The organism is Thalassospira marina (genome assembly GCF_002844375.1).
Classification (GTDB): domain Bacteria; phylum Pseudomonadota; class Alphaproteobacteria; order Rhodospirillales; family Thalassospiraceae; genus Thalassospira; species Thalassospira marina.
In genome coordinates this window covers 2,474,164-2,496,128 of the sequence record NZ_CP024199.1, presented here as the reverse complement: position 1 = coordinate 2,496,128, position 21,965 = coordinate 2,474,164, and the positions used below count along the sequence as shown (strand labels likewise).

Below are 21,965 nucleotides of genomic sequence, written 5' to 3'. Positions count from 1 at the left end.
CTGTATCTGTTTATAGGGCGAATGGTCCGTGCCGGTTCAGTCGCTTTGCGCAATCGGGCCCAGTTTTTCGGCCGGTTCCGTGATCAGGCGGTCATAAACCTGTTTTACCCGTTCGGCGGTATCGGCAAGTTTCTTTTCCAGTTCGCTGAAATCCTCGCACTGGCCAGCCCCGGCCAGCATCCCACGCAAATCCGCACTGGCATTTTCCGGCGAAAACCGGCCTTCGGTGGTCAGGCGCACCATTGCCTGCAATGCCAGCCAGAAGGAGGATGCATTGGCAAGCCAGGCGGCTTCTTCTGCGGGCAGGATGCCGGCCTTGCCCAGTTTTTTGAAAACCTTGCGCGTGGTCGGCGAAAGGATCTCCGGGTGATCGTGGGCGTGGTTAAGCTGCAAATATTGCGCAATAAATTCCAGGTCAACCAGCCCGCCACGGCGCAATTTGATATCCCATGCCTGGTCGCTGCCCTTGCTGGCCGCCATGCGGTTTCGCATATCATAGACATCGCGAACCAGCTTGTGGAAATCGCGTTCCTTGCGCAGCACCCTGCGTGTGCTTTCCATGACCTTTTGTTGCAGTTTTTCCGGGCCAAAAACCGGGCGCAGGCGGGTCAGGGCCATATGCTCCCACGTCCAGGCTTCATTGGTCTGATAGCTGTCAAAACTGTTGAAGTGGCAGGCAAGGGGGCCTTTGCTGCCGCTGGGGCGCAGGCGAAGGTCAGTTTCAAACAAAACGCCTTCGGCCGTGGGGGCAGACAGGGCGTTAATGTAACGCTGGCTTAGGCGGATAAAATAATGGCCGGGCGATAGCGGCTTTTCACCATCTGATTCGTCGCATCCTTCGGGCACGTCATAGACAAAGACCATATCAAGGTCCGAACCCGGCGAAAGTTCCTGCCCGCCATGTTTGCCAAGGGCAAAAACGGCCAGGCCGCCTTCATCAAACCCGCCATGTTTTTGCGCAAAATCAGCCGCAATACGCGGGAACAGGCCGCGAATGGAAACATCGGCCACATCGGCCAGCGCCTTGCCCGCCTGATGGGGTGTATGGCGGTTATGGATGGTTTGTACATCAATGCGGAATTTCTGGTCATTGGCCCAGCGCCGCGCAATATCAAGCCACTGTTCCACCATTTCGGCACCGGGCTGTGATAATTGTTCGTTTAGCTGGTCAAGCATGGTGGCGGCATCGGGCAGTTCATCATTGAAGCCCGACATCAGCACATAATCCAGCACGCTGGCATTGCGGCCCAGATATTTGGCCATGCGTGGTGCAGTACCTGCAATGGTTGCCAGCAACCGCAGCAAATCCGGGTTGGCCGTAAATAGCGAAAATAACTGCACCCCGGCGGGCAGGCCTTTCAGAAATTCGTCAAACGCACGAAACGCCATGTCCGGGTTTGTGGTTTCCGACAGCGATGTTAACAGCGTTGGCATAAGCTCGGTCAGGATTTCGCGCGCCCGGCGTGACCGCGTGGCACGATATCGCCCATGATGCCAGCCGCGCACCGTGCTGGAAACCATGGTGGCATTTTCAAACCCCATTTGTTGTAGCTGGCGCAGGGTTTCGGGGTCGTCTTCGTTGCCGGTAAAAACAAGGCTGCCTTCGGTGCCGCCCAGGGGTGAATCTTCCTCGAACAATTCGGCATAATGCGATTCAACCCGGCGCAGATAGCCCATCAGGTCGTTCTTGAAGCCTTCGCAATCGTCATATCCCAGGAAGCAGGCAAGGGCAGCCAGCCCTTCTTCGCTTTCGGGCAGGGTCTGGGTTTGCTGGTCATTGGTCATCTGCAGGCGATGTTCGACATTGCGCAGAAATTCATATGCTTCAATCAGTTCGTCACGAACGGTTTCGGAAATCTGTTTGAACTTGCACAATTCGCGCAGCGCCTCGCAGGTGCTGCGACACCGCAGGGATAATTCCCGTCCGCCCCAGATCAATTGCTGGGTCTGGGCAAAAAATTCGATCTCGCGAATGCCACCGCGCCCCAGCTTGATGTTGTGGCCTGGCACATTGACCTTGCTGCCACCCCGCAGGGCATTGATCTGGCGTTTGATCGAATGGATATCCTGGATTGCCAGAAAATCCAGATGTTTGCGCCATACAAATGGCCGCAGAATTTTAAGGAAATCCTGCCCGGCCTTATAATCGCCGCCAACAATGCGGGCCTTGATCATGGCTGCCCGTTCCCAGTTCTGGCCAACGGTTTCATAATAGGTTTCCGCTGCCAGTGCTGACATGATCGGCGGGGTTGATGCCGGGTCGGGCCGCAGGCGCAAATCGGTCCGAAATACGTAACCATCACCGGTGCGTTCTTCCATGATGCGGGTGATATCGCGCACCATGCGCACCAGAATTTGCTGCATCCTGTCCGGGTCCAGCCAGCCGATTTTTTCGCCGTCATACAGAAAAATCAGGTCGATATCGGACGAATAATTCAGTTCATTCGCGCCAAGTTTGCCCATGCCAATGGCGAAAATGCCGCAATCGCGCAGCGGGTCATCCGGGTTGGGTAAATCAAGGCTGCGTTGGCGTGCCGTTGCCGACAGGCAATGTGCCAGCGTGTAGTTCAGGGTGGTTTCCGCCGTTTTACTGATTGCGGCGGTAATCTTGACCAAATCCCAGCTATTACTGATATCGGCCAGCGCAATCACCAGTGCGGCACGGCGTTTTGCCCGGCGCACCTGCATCATTGCGGTGGCCTGGTCCGTTCCAGCGGCACTTGCGGGCTGGCTGACATCTGCCAGTGCGGTGTCGAATGCTTTATCAAGCCCGTCGTTGAAGGCAATTGCAATCATATCCGGGTCGCGAAGCGCAAGGCTGGTCAGATAGGGGCTATTGCCAAAAAGGGCACCCAGAACATTTCGATGCGCCGGGTTTTCGGCCAGCTCGGCAAATTGCGCGGCCTGGTTTTCCCATATCGGTTTGCGGGCCAGTTCGGCCCAGCGTTCAAACCCGGTTTTGCAGCGTTCCGCATCAAAGGGGGCGGGCAGTGTGTTCTGGGTCCAGGCAAGGGTCACGATGGGCCTTCCTTTGTTTGTGGCGCGGGTGCCCGGCAATTTTGGTGCCGAACGATATGCTGGCAGTATCTTTTTGGTCTTAAATCACACTTTAGTCATAACCTCTCTTGGAGATGACAAAAAGGCCCTGTAAACAACAACGTTGTCAGGTCAGCTTTAATTTAGGGCAAAATCATGGAAACCCTTTGCCTTGTGCGGCGTTAATGCTTTGATCGGAATGATGGTAATTACGCGGGTTTGGGGAAAGCAGGTCATTGAGGCACGTTAAAAAACTTTCCGGAGTCATTGCATCACTGTTCGCATTTTGCGTGCTGTTTGTGGGTGTATTCTCCGGCGTGCTGGTCTGGCGCGTTTCCCAGGGGCCTGTGTCACTTAATCGCATTGCACCCTATATCCTTGATGAACTTAACAAAAGCTCCGGCGACCTGAAATTTGACGTTCAGGACATGGTTCTGGTCTGGCGGGGCTGGGAAGAAAAGTTTGATGTCCGCATGCGGCGGATTTCTGTCCGGCAGGCCAACGGGCACGAAATGCTGCGCATGCCCGCCGCCGACGTGGTGTTTTCCAGCCGCGCCCTGTTCAAGGGTATTCTGGCCCTTCGTGAAGTTGACCTGATTGCGCCGCGCATGCGCCTGATCCGCCATAGTGACGGCCAGTTTGATATTGGCCTGTCGGGCGATCTGGCCAATGTCGTGCCAGATGATGCGACCGATACCGGTGGCGATAAACAGGGGGCGGACCAGACAACCGCCCGCGTTCCCGATATGCAGGAACCAACCGAGCCCGAAGATACGGCGGTTATGTCCACCCCCATCCCCGATCCGGCAAAATCCCCGGCGGGTGAAACTGCATCAGGCGATCAGGCAACGCCAGTAACACCGGATGATCAAGCGGCTTCCGGTGATCAGGCCGCGCCGACTGTAGCGGAAAATCCTGTGAGTGCCGAGGCAGGCAGCGATGCCGCAGCCTCGGCCCCGGAAGGAGCTGCTGGAGAAAATTCGGAGAAGGCGGACGATCCTCAGCAGAATGCCGGCGATGACGGGGATCTGACCGAACAGGAACTGGTGTCGGGCAGTGCGCTGATGCGCCGTGTGGTTGCCATTTTATCGGGTGAAGCGGCTGATTTTCCCGCTGCTGCCTATTTTGAAAGTTTTGGCATTTATCACGCCGATCTGAAGGTGGAAGACCGCCTTTTGGGCGTGACCTGGTCTGCGCCGCAATCCGATATTCGCCTTGCGCGCCGCCCTGGTGGTATTGATGCCGACTTGAAACTGGCTGTCGCCGCTGGTTCCATGACGACCGATGTAACAGCAACGGCAAGCTATTCCACACAGGATGAACGCATTGCCCTGAAGGCGCATATCGACAAAGTCATTCCAGCATCCCTTTCGACCATTTCATCGGAATTTATTGGCTTGGACCGGTTTGACCTGCCGGTATCAGGCACGTTTGATGCCAACCTTGGGGCGGATGGCAGCATTTTTGATGTTGTCGCCCAGCTGGATGTGGGTGCCGGGCGGGTGCAGTTACCAACGCCCTTGAATTCCGTTTATGACATTGATGGTGGCAAGGCGACGGTCAAATATGTGCCCGGCAAACTCGCCTTTCGCGATGTAAGCGTGACCACGGGTAAAACCGGCCTTAAGGTCAATGCCGATATTGATCATCCGCTGGGTAATTGGGCGGTGCAATTAAAGGCCGCGGCCACCAATGTTGCAACCGATGATCTGACCAACCTTTGGCCCGAAACGCTGGGCGATAATCCGCGCCAGTGGGTGGTTAAAAACCTGTCGGGTGGCGGGGTTCATCTGGCGCAAATTGACCTTGCCATGCATCGCGGTGAAAATGGTGATGCCGCCATCGATCGTTTGACCGGCGATATGACGATGTCCGATATCGATGTGCAATATCTGCCCGGCATGCCCAAGGTGCAAAAGGCCGCTGGCCATGCCGAATTTAATGCCAATAGTTTCAGCATTTTTGTCGATAGCGGTGTTGCTGATGGCATCGAGGTCGATAGTGCCAAGCTGGTCTTTTCCCAGCTTGATACCGACAATGAATGGGCAAATATAGAATTTGTCGTTCATGGTGGCGTGCGCGATGCCATGAACCTGATTGATCACGAACCATTGGGTTTCGCCAAAAAACTGGAAATTGATCCCAAACAGCTTTCAGGCAGCCAGGCAACCCGGGTGGAGCTTTCTTTCCCGCTGCTTTCCGACCTCAGCTTTGATGATGTTGAAGTCGCAGCGGCGTCGCGCATTGAAAAAGCCAAGATTACCAATGTCTTTCGCAAGCTTGACCTGAATAACGGCAATTTTGAACTGCAGGTCAATACCAAGGGCCTGGAGCTTAGCGGTGACGCCACCATCGGCCAGGGGCATAACACCATTCGCTGGGTGGAAAGCTTTGATGATAAAACACCGCTGACCAGCCATTATCAGTTGGGCGGTAAATTTGACCTTGCCGCCCTGAATGATATTGGCATCGATGTTTCATCCTTCCTCAAGGGCACGGCGGATGGCGATGTTGAAATCAAGGTTATTCGTGCTGGCGGTGTCGAGGTAATTGGCAAAGCTGACCTTGCCAATAGCGAGATCGACCTTTCCGAGGCGGATTACCACAAGGATGCACAGCAGCCTTCCAAGCTGGCATTCGATGTGCTGTTTGGTGCCGATGGCGGCGGGACGGTGCGTAAAATCGACCTGACGGCACCGGATGCTGCTATTTTGGCAAGTGGCCGCTGGCGTGGTGAAAACAAGCTTGATGACAAGGTCCATTTTCAACTCGCCAATGGCCATTTCCGCGAAAACAGCGGTCTGACAGGCACGCTTGTCGTCAATGACAATGATGTTCTGAAAATTGATGTGACGGGCGACCAGATCGACCTGCGCCCGTTCCTGACCGAAAATGGCGGGGCGCGTGAACCGGGCAAGGATGGCGCGGGGGATGCAACAGGCAATCTCTCCGCAAATGGCAGCCGCAACGACAAGGGTGCAACGGATAGCGAATTTTCCGCCATTAATGTCCGCCTTGAAGCCAACCGTTTTTATGTGAAGGGCGATGCCCCCGTTGTTGAAAACGGGCGTATTACCTTTAACCGTAAAAAGGCGGATTCCGAAATTGACGTAAAAGCCGAACGGTTTGATGCGCGTCCCTGGCTGATTTCCAGCGATGCATCTTCGGATAGCAAGGGCGATGATCAACAGGGCACCCCCGCAGCAGGGACAGGCACCAAAACCGGCAAAGGCCCTGATAGCGGCGGTATTGGCGAAGAAACCACCCGTGTTGGCGGCAAAAAGGAAATCTATCTTGATTTCGGCGAACTGGTGGCTGCGCGTGACCAGGTGGTTAAAAACCTGAAGGGTTCGATCCATGTTGAAGGGCAGGAATGGCGGTCGATTGTTCTGAATGGCAAGCTGGATGGCACCGCCGATCTGTTTGCCCAGGTTGAACCTGTTGCTGGTGGCAAACGCAAAGTCCAATTAAGTTCTGACGATGCGGGGCGCTTCCTTGCCGCGATTGACCTTTACGGCGATTTGCGCGGTGGCAAGCTGAATGTTCAGGGCACGGTTGATGATCGCACCTATTCCCAGCCCTTTACCGGCACTGCCCATATTGAAAATTTCCGCATCGTCAATGCACCGCTGGGTGCACGGGTTTTGAATGCGGCCTCACTGCTTGGGCTGGTGGATTCCCTGCAGGGCAAAGGCATCAGCTTTGATGCGATGGATGGTGATTTCACCTATGCCAACAACGTACTGACCCTTTCCAAGGTTGCGGCCAATGGTGCGGCAATCGGGGTTACGGCAAATGGCAGCATTGATCTGGCGCAGGACCAGATCAAACTCGCGGGTTCTGTCGTGCCGTTTTACGCCCTGAATTCCGTCTTGGGTAAAATCCCGCTGATTGGTGATTTGCTGGTCGGCGAGGAAGGTGGTGGTGTGTTTGCGCCCACCTACACTGTCGAAGGGCCGGTTGAAAACCCGGATATCTCGGTCAATCCGCTGTCTACTTTTGTGCCGGGTGTTTTCCGTAACCTGATTACCGGGGCCAAGCCGGGCTAAGCCGCGGTGGACGTTTATTTTCGCTGCTGATTATGCATTAAAAAACGCCCTGTCCGGCTGGATCAGGGCGTTTTCCATATAGGGATGTCTGTTATCAGGTTATCAGACCGGGCGCACCAGAACGTGGCGTTTTTTACCTGCCGAAAGCTTGATCACGCCATTGGCATCAACGGCATCCGCGCCAATCACCTGGTTTTCATCATCAACTTTTTCATCGTTGATTTTGGCACCACCACCCTTAACAAGGCGGCGTGCTTCGCCGCCTGATTTGGCAAGGTCGGCACGGCGGAACAGATCAAACGCCGGGATACCGGCATCAAGGTCGGCCTTGGCGATTTCAACGGTCGGCAGGCTATCGGCCAGAACGCCTTCTTCAAACGTTTTGCGCGCGGTTTCGGCAGCAGCAAGGGCAGCTTCTTCCCCACGGCACAGCTTGACGGCTTCAAATGCCAATACCTTTTTGGCCTCGTTGATTTCGGCCCCTTCAAGCTTGGCGTAATCGGCAACCTGATTCAGCGTCAGTTCGGTGAACAGCTTCATGAACTTGATGACGTCGGCATCTTCGGTATTGCGCCAGAACTGGTAGTAATCATAGGCCGACAGGCGTTCTTCGTTCAGCCAAACAGCGCCCGATGCCGTTTTGCCCATTTTGGCACCCGAAGCAGTCGTCATCAGCGGGGTGGTCAGGCCAAACAGGGCGCTGTCATCCACGCGGCGGCCCAGTTCGACACCATTAACGATATTGCCCCACTGGTCCGAACCGCCCATCTGCAGGACGCAGCCATATTTGCGCTGCAGTTCGACAAAGTCATAGGCCTGCAGGATCATGTAGTTGAATTCCAGAAAGCTGAGCGACTGTTCACGGTCCAGACGCAGCTTGACGGAATCAAAGCTGAGCATGCGATTGACCGAAAAATGACGGCCGAAATCACGCAGGAATTCGATGTAATTGATCTTATCAAGCCAGTCGGCATTGTTGACCATAACCGCGTCGGTCGGACCATCGCCAAAGCTCAGGAACTGTTCAAAAACCTTTTTGATGCCAGCCATATTGTTGGCAATAACTTCGTCGGTCAGAACCGGGCGGGCATCGTCGCGGCCGGTCGGGTCACCAACGCGGGTGGTGCCGCCGCCCATCAGAACAATCGGTTTGTGTCCGGTTTTCTGCAACCAGCGCAGCATCATGATCGAAACCAGCGATCCGACATGCAGGCTGTCTGCGGTGCAATCATAACCTACATAGCACACCACCTTCTTTTCTGATGCATAGGCATCAAGCCCGGCAAGATCAGTGCATTGGTGGATGTAACCGCGTTCTTCCATGACGCGGAGAAAATCAGACTTGAGTTCAGTCATTGTTTTTGCGCTATGTTGTGTTGTGAAGGTCATGTGCGATGCGCCAGCCCGCCTTGCAGGCAGCGCGGACGACCATCTAACACAAAAGGATCAGGCGCAGCAATCACCGAGCGCCGCTTTCCCGAATTGATTACATCCAATTGCATGATCGGGCAGGATGCCGGTGAAAATACCGGCGATACGTGGCAATTTTTACCGCTGTTTATTGATTTATTCACCCGGCCTTGGGAAAATCGCGCATACAGGGGCACAAGTCGTGCGCCCAAGAACCCGAGCCACAATATTTGCAGGACGGAGCACCCTTGATGCAGGGAAAATGGTATCGCACCATTGGAATGATGAGCGGCACGTCGCTTGATGCGGTCGATGCAGCCATTATTGAAACCGATGGTATCGAAGTGCGCCGGACCGGGCATTTTGTTTCCGTGCCCTATCAGCAGGAATTGCGCGATCAAATCCGCGCCTGTTTTGGTAACCGGGCCGCGACCAATAGCGAACATGTGGTGGCCGATGATTTAACCCGCCTGCATGCCGATGCCGTTTTCGAATTGCTGGCACAGGCCGGAATGCAGGCTTCCGATATAGATGTTATCGGTTTTCACGGCCAAACCGTTTTTCACGAACCTGCGGCCGGTATTACCCGGCAAATTGGTACACCCTATATGCTGGCGGAATTAACCGGTATTCCCGTTGTTGCCGATTTTCGCCTGGCCGATGTTGCTGCAGGCGGGCAGGGGGCACCGCTGGCCCCGGTTTATCATGCCGCATTGATCAAAAGTGCTGGCATGAATGCGCCGGTTGCCGTTTTGAATATTGGCGGTATTTCCAATGTTACCTGGATTGGCACGGATGAAGACCTTGTCGCATTTGACTGTGGGCCGGGTAATGCCCGTATCGATGATTGGATGTTACGCCACACCGGCACCCCTTATGACCGCGATGGTGAGACCGCTTTTTCTGGTGCCGTCGATGCCTATGTCGGCCTGAAATTTCTGGAAGATGCCTATTTTGATCTGGTGCCGCCCAAATCACTGGACCGCGAAGACATGGCCGCCCGTATTGATCAGCTTGTGACCGAGGCACGTTTGAATATGGCCGATGGCGCAGCAACCCTGTCGCATTGCACGGTGGCGGCGGTGGTGGCCGGGGTTAACCATTTGCCGCTCGCACCATTGCAATGGTTTGTCTGTGGTGGTGGCCGGCATAACCGTTTTGTGATGGATAAACTGGCCGAGGGGCTGGGTGTGCCCGTGCGCTCGGTCGATGAACTGGACTGGAACGGCGATGCGGTCGAGGCGGAATGCTTTGGTTATCTTGCCGTGCGCCATTTGCTGGAATATCCGATCAGCTTTCCCGGCACTACGGGCGTTCCCGAACCCTGCCTTGGGGGCCGGTTATATCATATAGAAAAGGCCGCCTGAATTTCAGGCGGCCCCCATTTTTTGACAATGGCGCTGGGCTGATACGGGGTTTTGATGCTGCGTTTTTTCGCGCATCTTCCTCCCGTCCGGATTATGCCCCGCGTTTGTCCAGATATGCCGATGCCTGGCGAACCACTTCTTCCTGCTGCTTGGCAAAATAGTGATCGGCACCTTCGATCAGGCACATATTGACTTCAATGCCTTTCTGGGAATTGAGCTTGTCACCCAGTTTGGTCACGGAATTGACGGGAATGTTTTCATCCCGGGTGCCGTGAATCAGAATACCCGAGGACGGGCAGGGGGCAAGGAAGGTAAAGTCATAGTCGCTGGCCGGGGCGGCAACGGAAATAAAGCCGTCAATTTCCGGGCGGCGCATCAGAAGCTGCATGCCGATCCAGGCGCCAAAGGAATAACCGGCAACCCAGGTCGAGCGTGAATTGGTATTGTAGGTCTGCATCCAGTCCAGTGCGGAGGCCGCATCTGAAAGTTCGCCAATACCGTGGTCATAAACGCCCTGTGACCGGCCAACGCCGCGGAAATTGAACCGCATGACCGAATAGCCGCGATCTTTAAACATGTTAAACAGGTTAAAGCACAGCTTGTTGTTCATCGTCCCGCCCTGCTGGGGGTGCGGGTGAAGGATAAGCGCGATGGGCGAATCGTCGGCACCGTTGTGATGATAACGCCCGTCTAGGCGCCCTTCGGGGCCGTTAAAAATGACCTCAGGCATGGATCAGACAGCTCCTGTCCGCAAATGGGTGTGCAGTAGGAAGAATATACCCGAGTAGATTTGTGAGTTTTTTTGTTCTGCTGGCATAAATTGCTTGGGGCAAATACTTGACCACGTTACTCGGTTATCCTATATTTCGGTCAACCGGACAGCCAAAACGATACGTGTTGCGTGTGACGCGACGGTGTGTCGATGCGGCCGGCTACCGGGAATCGAAGCTACTTATTACACAGGGGACAGCCCCATGTTCAAGATAATTCGCCAGGAAATAGACGCGATGATCGCCCGCGATCCCGCGGCACGTTCCCGTCTTGAGGTCGTGTTAAGCTATCCGGCGTTTCATGCGATCATGGGATATCGCTGTACGAACTGGTTATGGAAGCGCGGTTTCCGCATTACGGCGCGTTTTTTCTCGCAGATCATGCGCTGGCTGACCGGCATTGAAATTCATCCCGGTGCCACGATCGGCAAACGCTTTTTTATCGATCACGGCATGGGTGTTGTTATTGGTGAAACTGCCGAAATCGGTGATGACGTAACCCTGTATCAGGGCGTTACCCTTGGCGGTACGGCACCCAGTGTTGACAGTGACGGGCAGCGTGGCCTTAAGCGCCACCCGACACTTGAAGATGGCGTGATTGTTGGCTCCGGTGCGCAAATTCTGGGCCCGTTCACCGTGCGCAAAAATGCCCGCATCGGTGGCAATGCGGTTGTTCTGGCCGAGGTGCCCGAAGGTGCAACTGTGGTGGGTATTCCTGCCAAGATCGTGCGCCGTGAAAAGGATGACCGGTTCTGTGCCTATGGTACCCCGGTTGGCGACCTGCCGGACCCGGTGGCGCGCGCCCTTGATGAATTGTCGCGCGAGGTGCAGGGATTGCGCCAGCGCATCGTGGAACTTGAAAGTGAAAAACAGCAGGAAAACGGTTTCGTCCCTGCGGTAAACCCGGAAAAGCCGCGTATTGTGGCTGCTTCCGAATAGGGCTCATCTTCTGTTCGAATGCCGTTTTGCGGCAAACTGAAATCGAAAGCCTGGACATTGGTTGATAATGCGATGCACAGGCAGGAGGACACGCTGTGAAGTTAAGTACGAAAGGCCGCTATGCGGTAATGGCAATGGTTGACCTGGCAGATAGCGGCCGGGATCGCCCCGTTGCCCTTGCTGACATTGCCGAGCGTCAGGAAATTTCGCTGTCCTATCTGGAACAACTGTTTGGCAAGCTGCGCAAGGGCGGATTGGTCCGTTCGGTGCGCGGGCCGGGTGGTGGTTACATGCTGGCGCGTTCCGCACAGGATACCCGTATTTCCGATGTGATCCTGGCCGTGGACGAACCCATTCGCGCAACCCGGTGTAAATCGGGCTCGCCCAAGGGCTGCAAGGCCGATAAGGGGCGTTGCCTGACGCACGAATTGTGGGAAGAACTGGGCAACCAGATTTACCTTTATCTTTCGTCTGTCAGTCTGGCTGATGTGGTGGATCGCCGCATTTCCGGCATGGGCAGGATGTTTGACCGCCGCACAACCCAGGTTCACGAACCACAGGTGGCCGCACAATAACTTACCACCGGCATTTGGCCCGGTTCGTGATGACACATTTTTCAAACCCCTGATCGCAAAGACAGCAACCGACGTTATGAAGAAGCAGGTTTACCTAGATTACAATGCAAGTGCGCCAATGATCGCCGCCGCGAAGGATGCGGTGGTGGCAGCACTTGATATTGCCGGTAATCCGTCGTCGGTGCATGGGGCAGGGCGCGACGCCCGTAAAATTGTCGATCATGCGCGCCGCGCCGTTGCCGAAATGGTCGGTGGTGATTCCGAACGCATTATTTTCACCAGCGGTGGCACCGAAGCCAACAATCTGGCCCTGAACGGCCTTGAAGATGTTGTGGTGCTGACCGGTGCTGTTGAACATCCATCCGTCATGGATGCCCGCAGTGATGCAAGGCGTATCCCGGTGGATGGCAACGGGGTCATTGACCTGAACGCTTTGGAAGACATGTTAAAGGCATGTCAGGCCGCCGGTGAAAAGGTGCTGGTGTCTGTCATGCTGGCAAATAATGAAACAGGCGTTATTCAGCCTGTCGCCAGGGCGGCCCTTCTGGCGCGCGAATATGGTGCCAAAATCCATTGCGATGCGGTGCAGGCGATTGGCCGCATCCCCGTCGATATGGGGCAGTTGCTGGTGGATATGGTGTCTGTGTCGGCCCACAAGTTTGGCGGCCCCAAGGGTATTGGCGCGCTTGCCATTGCGCCGGGTGTGATGCTGGTGCCGCAAATTCGCGGTGGCGGGCAGGAAAAATATCGCCGTGGCGGTACCGAAAATGTGGCTGGCATTGCTGGCCTGGGTGCTGCGGCTGCACGGGTTACCGATCGTTGTGGCCGTGCTGATGAAATTAGGACCAAACGGGACCGTTTGGAAAAAGAAATTCTGGCCCTGGCGCCAGAAGTGGTGATCGCCGGCCGTGATGCCGCGCGCCTTGGCAATACCAGTTGCCTGATCCTGCCCGGCATGCCCGGTGAAACGCAGGTCATGGCAATGGACCTGGCCGGGGTGGCAATCAGTTCGGGGTCTGCCTGTTCGTCAGGCAAGGTTCGCGAAAGCCACGTTTTGAAGGAAATGGGTGTTTTGGAACCGGGCTCGGCCATTCGGGTCAGTCTGGGTCCTGAAACAACCGACGAAGAGATCGATATGTTTATCCGTGTTTGGAGCCGGATGCGGGGCAATGCGGAGCGCAAAAAACTCGCGCGCAATGCTGCCTGAGAAAATGAGTGAGGATGCCTAAAAATGAACGAGCTTAAAGCAAAGCCGATCTATCTGGACTATCAGGCGACAACGCCGACCGACCCGCGTGTCGTTGATGCAATGCTGCCTTATTTTTATGAAAAATTCGGCAATGCTCACTCGCGGAACCATTCGTTCGGCTGGGAAGCAGAAGATGCGATTGAACTTGCCCGTGGCCAGGTTGCCGCAATTATTGGCGCATCAGCCAAAGAAGTGATCTTTACTTCTGGTGCGACCGAGTCAAACAACCTTGCGCTGAAAGGCGTGATGAAGTTTTACGGCAAGAAAAAGCCGCATCTGATCACCACTGTTACCGAACATAAATGTGTTCTCGACAGCGCACGCCATCTGGAACAGGAAGGCTTCAAGGTTACCTACCTTCCGGTTCAGAAAAATGGTCTGGTTGATCTGGAACAGCTTAAGGCCGCCATCACCGATGAAACCGCACTGGTTTCGATCATGGCTGTGAATAACGAAATCGGCGTTATTCAGCCGTTGAAAGAAATTGGCGAAATCTGCCGTGAACGTGGTGTTTTCTTCCATTGTGATGCTGCCCAGGCCGTTGGCAAAATTCCGCTTGATGTCAACGAAATGAAAATCGACCTGATGTCGATTTCCGGCCACAAAATCTATGGCCCGAAAGGCATTGGTGCGCTGTTCGTTCGTCGTCGCCCGCGTGTGCGCCTTGTCGCGCAGATCACCGGTGGTGGTCAGGAACGCGGCATGCGTTCGGGCACCCTGCCGACCCCGCTGATCGTGGGTCTTGGCAAGGCTTGCGACATTTGCATGAACGAAATGGCCGAAGAAAACGCCCGCATTTCGGAACTGCGTGATTACACGCTGAACCGTTTCCGCGAGCGTCTGGCCGATATCTATCTGAATGGCGATGAAGAAAATCGCGTTTCGGGCAACCTCAATATTTCTTTTGCCTATGTCGAAGGTGAAAGCCTTCTGATGGGCATCAAGAATATTGCTGTTTCGTCGGGTTCTGCCTGCACCTCTGCGTCGCTGGAGCCGTCTTACGTGCTGCGCGCCCTTGGCGTTGATGAAGAACTGGCCCATACCTCGCTTCGTATCGGCATTGGCCGCTTCACCACCCGCGAAGAACTGGACCAGGCTGTTGATGCGATCTGCAACGAAGTGGAACGCCTGCGTGAAATGAGCCCGCTTTGGGAAATGGCGCAGGAAGGCATCGACATTAAATCAATCGAGTGGGCCGAGCATTAATCGCCTGCCGTACTATATAATAGTTACAGAGAGACACAGGACTTCTTAGGAGGGTTCAAACCATGGCTTATAGTGAAAAGCTTCTTGATCATTATGAAAACCCGCGCAATGTCGGCTCGTTTGACAAGAACGAAACCGCTGTTGGAACCGGTCTTGTCGGTGCGCCGGCATGTGGCGACGTCATGAAATTGCAAATTCGTGTTTCTCCGGAAGGGATCATCGAAGATGCGAAATTCAAAACCTTTGGCTGCGGTTCGGCGATTGCATCAAGCTCGCTGATCACGGAATGGGTCAAGGGCAAGTCGCTTGCCGAAGCTGGCGCAATCAAAAACTCGCAGATTGCCGAAGAACTGGCCCTGCCGCCGGTCAAGATTCACTGCTCGATCCTCGCAGAAGATGCGATCAAGGCAGCGATCAGCGACTACAACACCAAAAACGGCAAAGCCGAGGTTGAAGCAGCTGAATAAGCTGCTTTGCCGACCAGGTGATAATCTGGAGACAAGGAGACCAGGATGGCATTACCGGCCCCTATCAATGTAACACCCGATGCGCTTGACCATATCAAGGCATTGCTGGCAAGCCGCGGCAAACCGTCGGCCGGCATTCGTCTGGGTGTGCGCAGCAAGGGTTGTTCGGGTCTGTCATACACGCTGGAATACGCCGATGATGAAAGCGGATTTGACGAAATCGTCCAGCTTGATGACGGCGTGAAGCTGATGATCGACCCCAAGGCAATCATGTTTGTGCTGGGTACCGAAATGGACTATTCGGTCGACAAAATGGAAGAAGGTTTCGTCTTCCGTAACCCTAATGAAAAAGGGCGTTGCGGTTGCGGGGAATCCTTCCACGTATGATGTCGCCGGGTTTCCGGCCCTGATCTTGATGATGGCCCCGGTGCTTGCGCCGGGGCCATCACTTGATGACACCAAATTTGCTGACCGGTATTTGAAACCCGGAAAATTACGGGGCAAGCCTTGCACCGCTGGCGGGTTTCACCTGGCGGGAAGTCACAGGCAGCGGCCCTTGCCCGTTCGGGTAATGTGCCAACTGCCCCTTGAATGACGAAACAGGATACAGGCCAGAAGATCATGACTGCTGCGTCAAAACAGAGCACATCCAACACCAGTGGCAATAAAACCTGCTGGTCCTGCAAGGGGCCGGTGGCCGCCGTTGCGCTGTTTTGTGATACCTGTGGTGCCATTCAGGCCCCCGGTCAGCTTGACCATTTTGCCCGCTTCGAGATTGAGCGTGATTTCAATGTCGATATCGACGCGATCGAAGTGCAGTATCTTAAACAGCAGCAGGCCCTGCATCCTGACCGGTTTGCAACAAAATCGGCGCGGGAAAAGGCCCTGTCGCAGCAGCAGGCCGCCAGCCTGAACGATGCCTTTGAAACCCTGAAAAACCCGGTTTCGCGTGCCGAATATATGATGCGCATGAATGGCGTTGAGCCCGAAGGCGGCGAGGGGCAAACCGTTAATGACCCCGCCCTGTTGATGGAAGCAATGGAAATGCGCGAAGCCCTGGATGATGCCGGGGACCGTGCCGCCATTGATGCGATTATTCGCGATGTGCGCAAAACCGCGCGTGATTGCGAAAAAGAAGTGGCAACAGCGATCAATGGCGGGGCCTATGATGCGGCCCGCAAATTGACGACGCGGTTGCGTTATCTGTTAAAAATGGCGCAGGAAGCGCGTGCCAAAAAGGCGCGCTTGGCTGCGGCCTGACACAATAAACGGATTGAATTTATGGCTTTGCTGACCATCCACGAACCCGGACAAACCCCGCTTCCCCACGAGGAAGAACGTAAACTGGCGGTCGGGATCGATCTGGGCACAACCAATTCGGTCGTGGCGATGTCGCGCGACGAAAAATCGGAAGTGCTGCGCAACCCTGATGGCGGGTCGGCGATTGTGCCTTCTGTTGTGCATTATGCGACTGACGGCACGGTTACCGTGGGCGAAGCCGCCCGCGATATGATCGACAGCCAGGCAAGCCAGGTGGTTTCATCGGTCAAACGGCTGATGGGCCGTGGCCTTGAAGATGTGAAATCGGTGGCGGGCACGCTTCCTTACCATGTGGAAATTCCCGAAACACCGGCCGATGCCAATGGCGCCGAACCGCAAATGGTGCGCCTGAATGTTGGCAACCGGGTTTTAACCCCGGTCGAGGTTTCGGCCGATATCCTGCGCACCCTGAAAGCCCGTGCCGAACAGGCGCTTGAGCAGGATGTGGAACAGGCCGTGATCACGGTGCCGGCCTATTTTGACGATGCTGCCCGTACCGCAACCAAGGATGCCGCCAAACTTGTCGGGATCGAGGTTCTGCGCCTGGTCAATGAACCAACCGCCGCTGCCCTGGCCTATGGCCTGGATAACGGGGCAGAGGGGCTTTATGCCGTTTACGACCTTGGTGGTGGCACCTTTGATATTTCGCTTCTGAAAATGCAAAAGGGCGTTTTCCAGGTGAAATCGACCGGCGGTGATGCCGCTCTTGGCGGTGATGATTTTGATCACGCCATTGTCGAAAGCATTCTGGGCGCGCGCAAGGATCAAAGCATCGAGGATGCGATTGATTCATCGGCCGCCAAACGCCTGCTTAAAATCGCCCGTGCGATTAAGGAAGCGCTGACCGATCAGGAACAGGTTGATGTCGCGGTTGATATCAATGACCGCGAAACAACACACCGCATCACCCGCGCCGGGTTTGATGCCATGATCGCCCCCATGATCGCCCGGACGGTTTCAATTACCGAACAGGTGCTTGATGATGCCGACGTCCTGCCTGAAGACGTGAAGGGCGTTGTTCTGGTTGGTGGTTCAACCCGTGTGCCTGCCGTGCGTGCCGCTGTGGCGGCCCTGTTTGAACAGGAACCGCTTTCCAATATCGACCCGGACGAGGTCGTGGCCGTTGGTGCGGCCCTGCAGGCCGAAGCATTGACTGGTGGCTCGGACAACCTGCTTTTGGATGTTATTCCGCTGTCGCTGGGTCTTGAAACCATGGGCGGTATTGTTGAAAAGGTCATTGACCGTAATACCCCTATTCCCGTTGCCAAGGGCCAGGAATTTACCACCTATCAGGATGGCCAAAGCGCCATGATGATCCATGTGGTGCAGGGCGAGCGCGAAATGGTCGATCAGTGCCGGTCACTTGCACGCTTTGTGCTTAGTGGTATTCCGCCAATGGCGGCGGGTGCGGCGCGTATCCGTGTGACCTTCCAGGTCGATGCTGACGGCCTGCTAACCGTGGCTGCACGTGAAGAAACCACCGGGGTTGAACAGGAAGTTGCCGTCAAGCCGACCTACGGCATTAACGAAACCGACATGGCCAATATGCTGCGTGAAAGCATGGTTCATGCCCGCGAGGATATGGAACTTCGCCTTCTGACCGAGGCCCGCGTTGAAGCACGGCGCAACATCCTGGCCGTTCAGGCCGCGATGAAGGCCGATGCCGAATTGCTTGACGCCGAAGACAGTGCCGCCATCACCGCCGCCGTGGGCGAGTTGGAAGCGGCAATGCAGGGTGAAGACCGGCAGGTGATCAATGATCTGGCCGAGGCACTTGATACGGCATCACGCCCATTTGCGGAAAAACGCATGGACCGTGGTATTCGCCGCGCACTTGCTGGCCAGAATGTGAACAGTGTCAGCCCGTAATCGGGCCTTGATGAATTGACAAATGGTGCTGCTACGGCGATTGTCCCCGCACATCGCCATAGCGGGTCGATAAACAGAGATCGAAACAGAATTAAATTCGAGGAGAAAGGCGCAGATGCCCAAGATCGTTTTTGTAGAACCTGACGGTACGGAAAAAGAATTCGAGGTCGCCGACGGGTTGTCCGTTCTTGAAGCCGCGCATAAAAACGGCATCGATCTGGAAGGTGCCTGCGAAGGCTCGCTGGCATGTTCGACCTGCCACGTTGTTGTGGATGGCGACTGGTTTGACAAACTTGAAGAACCCAGCGAAGACGAAGAAGACATGCTCGACCTGGCTTTCGGCCTGACCGAAACCTCGCGTCTTGGCTGTCAGATCATCATGAATGATGAACTTGATGGCCTGCGCGTCATGCTGCCTTCCGCGACCCGCAACATGATGGTCGATAAATAATCAGGCCTGTTTGCCGCCTTGCCTTTTCACCCGCAAAAGGGGACGACGATGCGCTGGACAGATACCATCGATATCGCGATCGAGCTTGAAGAAGCCCATCCTGACAAGGATAACCTGCATCTGCGCTTTACCGATTTGCACAAATGGGTATGCGAACTGCCGGGCTTTGAAGACGATCCCGAAGCGTCGAACGAAAAAATCCTTGAAGCCATCCAGATGGCATGGATCGAGGAACGCGAAGATTAAGGCGATTGCCTTTGCTTTGCTAACTTTACAGATGGACCAGTCCCGCCAACGCGGGCTGGTCTGATCTGTTTTTAAGCCGTGACATATTTGCAAAACAGGATCCGCCGTGATGCCCAGCCCCTTTATCGACATTATCCCGGAAAACAGCCTGTTTGGCCGTTTGCGTGCCAATGCACCCGATGTCTGGCAAAGCTATGTGGATCATGAATTTGTTCGCAAGCTGGGCAATGGCACCCTGCCGCAGGAATGTTTCCGCCATTACCTGATCCAGGACTACCTGTTTCTCATCCAGTTTGCCCGTGCCTATGCCCTTGCGGTTTATAAGGCCGATGATCTGGCAGCCATGCGCCAGTTTTCGCAAACGGTGTCGGCGATTCTCGATATGGAAATGAGCCTGCATCTCGATTTCTGCAAAGGCTGGGGCCTTGCCGAAAGCGATATTGTCAGCCAGCCAGAATCGCGCGCAACAGTCGGCTATACCCGCTATGTGCTGGAAAAGGGCCATCAGGGCGATATCATCGACCTGCATGTGGCCCTGATGCCCTGTATGGTGGGATATGCCGAAATCGCAAACCGGTTGATGGCAGCTTCTGATACAAAACTGGAAGGTAATCCTTATCGCGCATGGATTGAAATGTATGCGTCCGAGGATTTCCAGAATGTTGCCAAAGCGGAAATTACCCTGCTCGATGCCCTGGCGCAAAAACGCGGTGGCGAAGCCCGCATTGCCGATTTGACGCAAACCTTTGCCATGGCAAGCCGCCTTGAAGCCGATTTTTGGCAAATGGGCCTTGATCTGGCAAAATAGGCGGTAACGCCCATATGGGCATAACAGAACCGGCATGAAGGTGCGTAAAGCGCCTCATGCATCATAAGAACCAAACGAACACCTGATCAGAGATCGACAATCTGGTCGCCATCGCCTTGACCGATGGTGGGCCAAGGGAATGTGACGATGAACAGTCTTGGAATAGACAAAGCCCCCGAAGATACTCGCGTGGTTGTTGCCATGTCGGGCGGGGTTGATAGCTCGGCTGCCGCCGCCCTTTTGAAATCCGAAGGGTATGACGTGGTGGGGATCACCCTGCAGCTTTATGATATGGGCGCAAACGCACCATCGCGGGCGAAATCCTGCTGTGCCGGGCGCGATATTTACGATGCCCGCAAAGTGGCCGAAGATATCGACATTCCCTATTACGTTCTTGATTACGAAAGCCGCTTTCGCGAGGAAGTGATCGACGATTTTGCCGATAGCTATCTGCGCGGTGAAACGCCGATTCCCTGTGTTAAATGCAATCAGACCGTCAAATTCCGCGATTTGCTGGAAACGGCGCACGATCTGGGCGCGGATTGCATGGCAACCGGCCATTATGTGCAGCGCAAGCTGGGTGCAAACGGGCAGGCAGAACTGCACCGCGCAGCCGATGCTAACCGCGATCAAAGCTATTTCCTGTTCACCACCACCCAGGACCAGCTTGATTTCCTGCGATTCCCGCTGGGTCATTTAACGTCCAAGGCCGAAACCCGCGCACTTGCCGCCCGGTTTGGCCTTGAAGTGGCCGATAAGCCCGACAGCCAGGATATCTGCTTTGTGCCCGATGGCAAATATGCCCGTCTGGTCGAAAAACTGCGCCCCGAAGCAGGCGAACCGGGCCAGATTGTCGATGTGAATGGCAATGTGATGGGCGATCATCGCGGGCTGATCCATTACACGGTCGGCCAGCGTCGCGGCCTTAATATCGGTGGCACAGCCGAACCGCTTTATGTGGTCAAACTGGTGCCCGAAACCCGGCAGGTCATTGTCGGCCCCAAATCGGCACTGGCAAAGCACAGCATCTATATCAAGGAACTGAACTGGCTCGGTGCAGCTTCCATCGATCCCGAAGGTGTTGAGGTCGAGGTTAAACTGCGTTCCGCAATGGCACCGGCAACGGCAACCATCTATCCGGTGGCCGATGCCCCCGGTCAGGCCCGCATCGACCTGCATGCGCCGCAATTTGGCATCGCGCCAGGACAGGCAGGCGTGATCTATCAGGGCGACCGTGTGCTGGGTGGCGGCTGGATCAGCAGCCAGGAACATAACACCGCAACAGATGGCGCCCACGCCGCCTGAAACGCGCCAGGAAGGCATCGGACGTTACCGACTTATCCTTCGGTGTTTTCGTCTGATGCAAGCCTGTAGGCCCAAATAACGGGCTGTCAGACATTCCTTTGCGATTTAACCCGCCATATCGGGCGGGATGCGCCCTTTGGCCTGTGCCAGAGGGCGTTTTTTCAAGGCTTTGTGCCACTTGCGATTTTGTCGGAATCTTTTTTGACAAAAACGTCAAAAAGGCGCTTGACGGGGGCGGTTCCCTGACGTAAAAACCGCCCCGTTCCGGACAACACGGAACGCAGAAGACAAAGCCATATGGCGGAGTAGCTCAGCTGGTTAGAGCAGCGGAATCATAATCCGCGTGTCGGGGGTTCAAGTCCCTCCTCCGCTACCAATTCAAAAGCCCGGTCCGAAAGGATCGGGCTTTTGCTTTATGCAATCCTACTGTCATCGGTCAGGGCAGCTTCCCAAAACCGGGTTTTTTGAAATGCTTGCTTGGTTCTTCGAGACAGCTATTTCGCTTACGCGTTTCTCCATTGAATGATCTGGACTTTCGGTGGCTAGCTGCCTATCACTAGGGCACTATCAAGCGAGCCTTGGGGATGCAGATGAGCGAAGAAAACCAGAATTTCAGTCCGACGGCCTGGACACCTGCGCGCTGTGTGCTTTGGGAGAGTCTTGAGACAGAGGGGCGTCGCGAGCTGGAGGCGATCGTTGCCAAGGGCAGCGAGATTGAGATTCCCAAGAAATTCGTGGCCCAGTATGAGGCCGTGAAGGACAAGGAAAAGAAAGTGGCGATTTCGCCCATGGTGCTTGATTGTATGCGCCGTATCGGCTGGACCGACGCCGTGATTGAAAGCGTCTATGCGCCCTATTCCGACGAGGAAGTTGCCGCCGGTTAAGCGACCGGCGGGTT

18 protein-coding genes and 1 tRNA gene are annotated in these 21,965 nt (G+C 55.2%); 16 read left to right on the top strand and 3 right to left on the bottom strand.

Annotation, left to right across the window (positions count from 1 at the left end; all coding sequences use genetic code 11):
* Positions 1 to 36: 36 nt before the first annotated feature.
* Entirely contained in the window at positions 37 to 3,018 is a 2,982-nt protein-coding gene (locus tag CSC3H3_RS11400) for a bifunctional [glutamine synthetase] adenylyltransferase/[glutamine synthetase]-adenylyl-L-tyrosine phosphorylase (protein ID WP_101284882.1), read from the bottom strand.
* Between the two features lie 254 nt (positions 3,019 to 3,272).
* Here CSC3H3_RS11400 and CSC3H3_RS11395 point away from each other — a divergent pair, with 254 nt between their 5' ends.
* Complete coding sequence (locus CSC3H3_RS11395; RefSeq protein WP_157831881.1) at positions 3,273 to 7,085, top strand: YhdP family protein; 3,813 nt, start codon at positions 3,273 to 3,275, stop codon at positions 7,083 to 7,085.
* Between the two features lie 102 nt (positions 7,086 to 7,187).
* On the opposite strand, the gene tyrS is transcribed toward CSC3H3_RS11395, so the two are convergent.
* Entirely contained in the window at positions 7,188 to 8,441 is a 1,254-nt protein-coding gene (gene tyrS / locus CSC3H3_RS11390) for a tyrosine--tRNA ligase (RefSeq protein ID WP_101286201.1), read from the bottom strand.
* A gap of 305 nt (positions 8,442 to 8,746) precedes the next feature.
* On the opposite strand from tyrS, the gene CSC3H3_RS11385 reads away from it, so the two are divergent.
* Positions 8,747 to 9,862, top strand: coding sequence for an anhydro-N-acetylmuramic acid kinase (locus CSC3H3_RS11385; protein WP_101284880.1), 1,116 nt, complete (start codon positions 8,747 to 8,749; stop codon positions 9,860 to 9,862).
* A gap of 91 nt (positions 9,863 to 9,953) precedes the next feature.
* Here CSC3H3_RS11385 and CSC3H3_RS11380 read toward each other — a convergent pair whose 3' ends face one another.
* Positions 9,954 to 10,592, bottom strand: coding sequence for an alpha/beta hydrolase (locus CSC3H3_RS11380; protein WP_101264315.1), 639 nt, complete (start codon positions 10,590 to 10,592; stop codon positions 9,954 to 9,956).
* Positions 10,593 to 10,836: 244 nt separating this feature from the next.
* On the opposite strand from CSC3H3_RS11380, the gene cysE reads away from it, so the two are divergent.
* The 14 genes from cysE (at position 10,837) to CSC3H3_RS11310 (ending at position 21,951) form a co-directional block, all read left to right on the top strand.
* On the top strand, positions 10,837 to 11,571 hold the full coding sequence (gene cysE, locus CSC3H3_RS11375; protein ID WP_101284879.1) for a serine O-acetyltransferase: 735 nt from the start codon (positions 10,837 to 10,839) through the stop codon (positions 11,569 to 11,571).
* Between the two features lie 95 nt (positions 11,572 to 11,666).
* On the top strand, positions 11,667 to 12,146 hold the full coding sequence (locus CSC3H3_RS11370) for an Rrf2 family transcriptional regulator (protein ID WP_101264313.1): 480 nt from the start codon (positions 11,667 to 11,669) through the stop codon (positions 12,144 to 12,146).
* Between the two features lie 76 nt (positions 12,147 to 12,222).
* Complete coding sequence (locus tag CSC3H3_RS11365) at positions 12,223 to 13,353, top strand: cysteine desulfurase family protein (protein WP_101284878.1); 1,131 nt, start codon at positions 12,223 to 12,225, stop codon at positions 13,351 to 13,353.
* Between the two features lie 24 nt (positions 13,354 to 13,377).
* Positions 13,378 to 14,601, top strand: coding sequence for an IscS subfamily cysteine desulfurase (locus tag CSC3H3_RS11360; protein ID WP_101264311.1), 1,224 nt, complete (start codon positions 13,378 to 13,380; stop codon positions 14,599 to 14,601).
* Positions 14,602 to 14,663: 62 nt separating this feature from the next.
* Positions 14,664 to 15,068, top strand: coding sequence for a Fe-S cluster assembly scaffold IscU (gene iscU, locus CSC3H3_RS11355; protein ID WP_101264310.1), 405 nt, complete (start codon positions 14,664 to 14,666; stop codon positions 15,066 to 15,068).
* Positions 15,069 to 15,113: 45 nt separating this feature from the next.
* A complete protein-coding gene (locus tag CSC3H3_RS11350) occupies positions 15,114 to 15,455 on the top strand; it encodes a HesB/IscA family protein (protein ID WP_101264309.1) in 342 nt (113 codons plus the stop codon).
* Positions 15,456 to 15,689: 234 nt separating this feature from the next.
* Entirely contained in the window at positions 15,690 to 16,328 is a 639-nt protein-coding gene (hscB, locus tag CSC3H3_RS11345) for a Fe-S protein assembly co-chaperone HscB (protein ID WP_101284877.1), read from the top strand.
* A gap of 21 nt (positions 16,329 to 16,349) precedes the next feature.
* The gene (gene hscA / locus CSC3H3_RS11340) at positions 16,350 to 18,257 is read left to right on the top strand and encodes a Fe-S protein assembly chaperone HscA (RefSeq protein WP_101284876.1); all 1,908 of its coding nucleotides are present in this window, start codon (positions 16,350 to 16,352) and stop codon (positions 18,255 to 18,257) included.
* A gap of 115 nt (positions 18,258 to 18,372) precedes the next feature.
* Entirely contained in the window at positions 18,373 to 18,708 is a 336-nt protein-coding gene (locus CSC3H3_RS11335) for a ferredoxin family 2Fe-2S iron-sulfur cluster binding protein (protein WP_101264306.1), read from the top strand.
* 48 nt (positions 18,709 to 18,756) lie between these two features.
* Entirely contained in the window at positions 18,757 to 18,954 is a 198-nt protein-coding gene (gene iscX / locus CSC3H3_RS11330) for a Fe-S cluster assembly protein IscX (protein WP_101284875.1), read from the top strand.
* A 109-nt stretch (positions 18,955 to 19,063) separates the two neighbouring features.
* On the top strand, positions 19,064 to 19,762 hold the full coding sequence (tenA, locus tag CSC3H3_RS11325) for a thiaminase II (protein WP_101284874.1): 699 nt from the start codon (positions 19,064 to 19,066) through the stop codon (positions 19,760 to 19,762).
* A gap of 147 nt (positions 19,763 to 19,909) precedes the next feature.
* On the top strand, positions 19,910 to 21,067 hold the full coding sequence (gene mnmA / locus CSC3H3_RS11320; RefSeq protein ID WP_101284873.1) for a tRNA 2-thiouridine(34) synthase MnmA: 1,158 nt from the start codon (positions 19,910 to 19,912) through the stop codon (positions 21,065 to 21,067).
* 299 nt (positions 21,068 to 21,366) lie between these two features.
* A tRNA-Met gene (locus tag CSC3H3_RS11315) sits at positions 21,367 to 21,443 on the top strand.
* 214 nt (positions 21,444 to 21,657) lie between these two features.
* Positions 21,658 to 21,951 carry a hypothetical protein gene (locus CSC3H3_RS11310; protein ID WP_133125757.1) on the top strand — a complete coding sequence of 98 codons (294 nt, stop codon included), beginning with the start codon at positions 21,658 to 21,660 and terminating at the stop codon, positions 21,949 to 21,951.
* Positions 21,952 to 21,965: the final 14 nt, after the last annotated feature.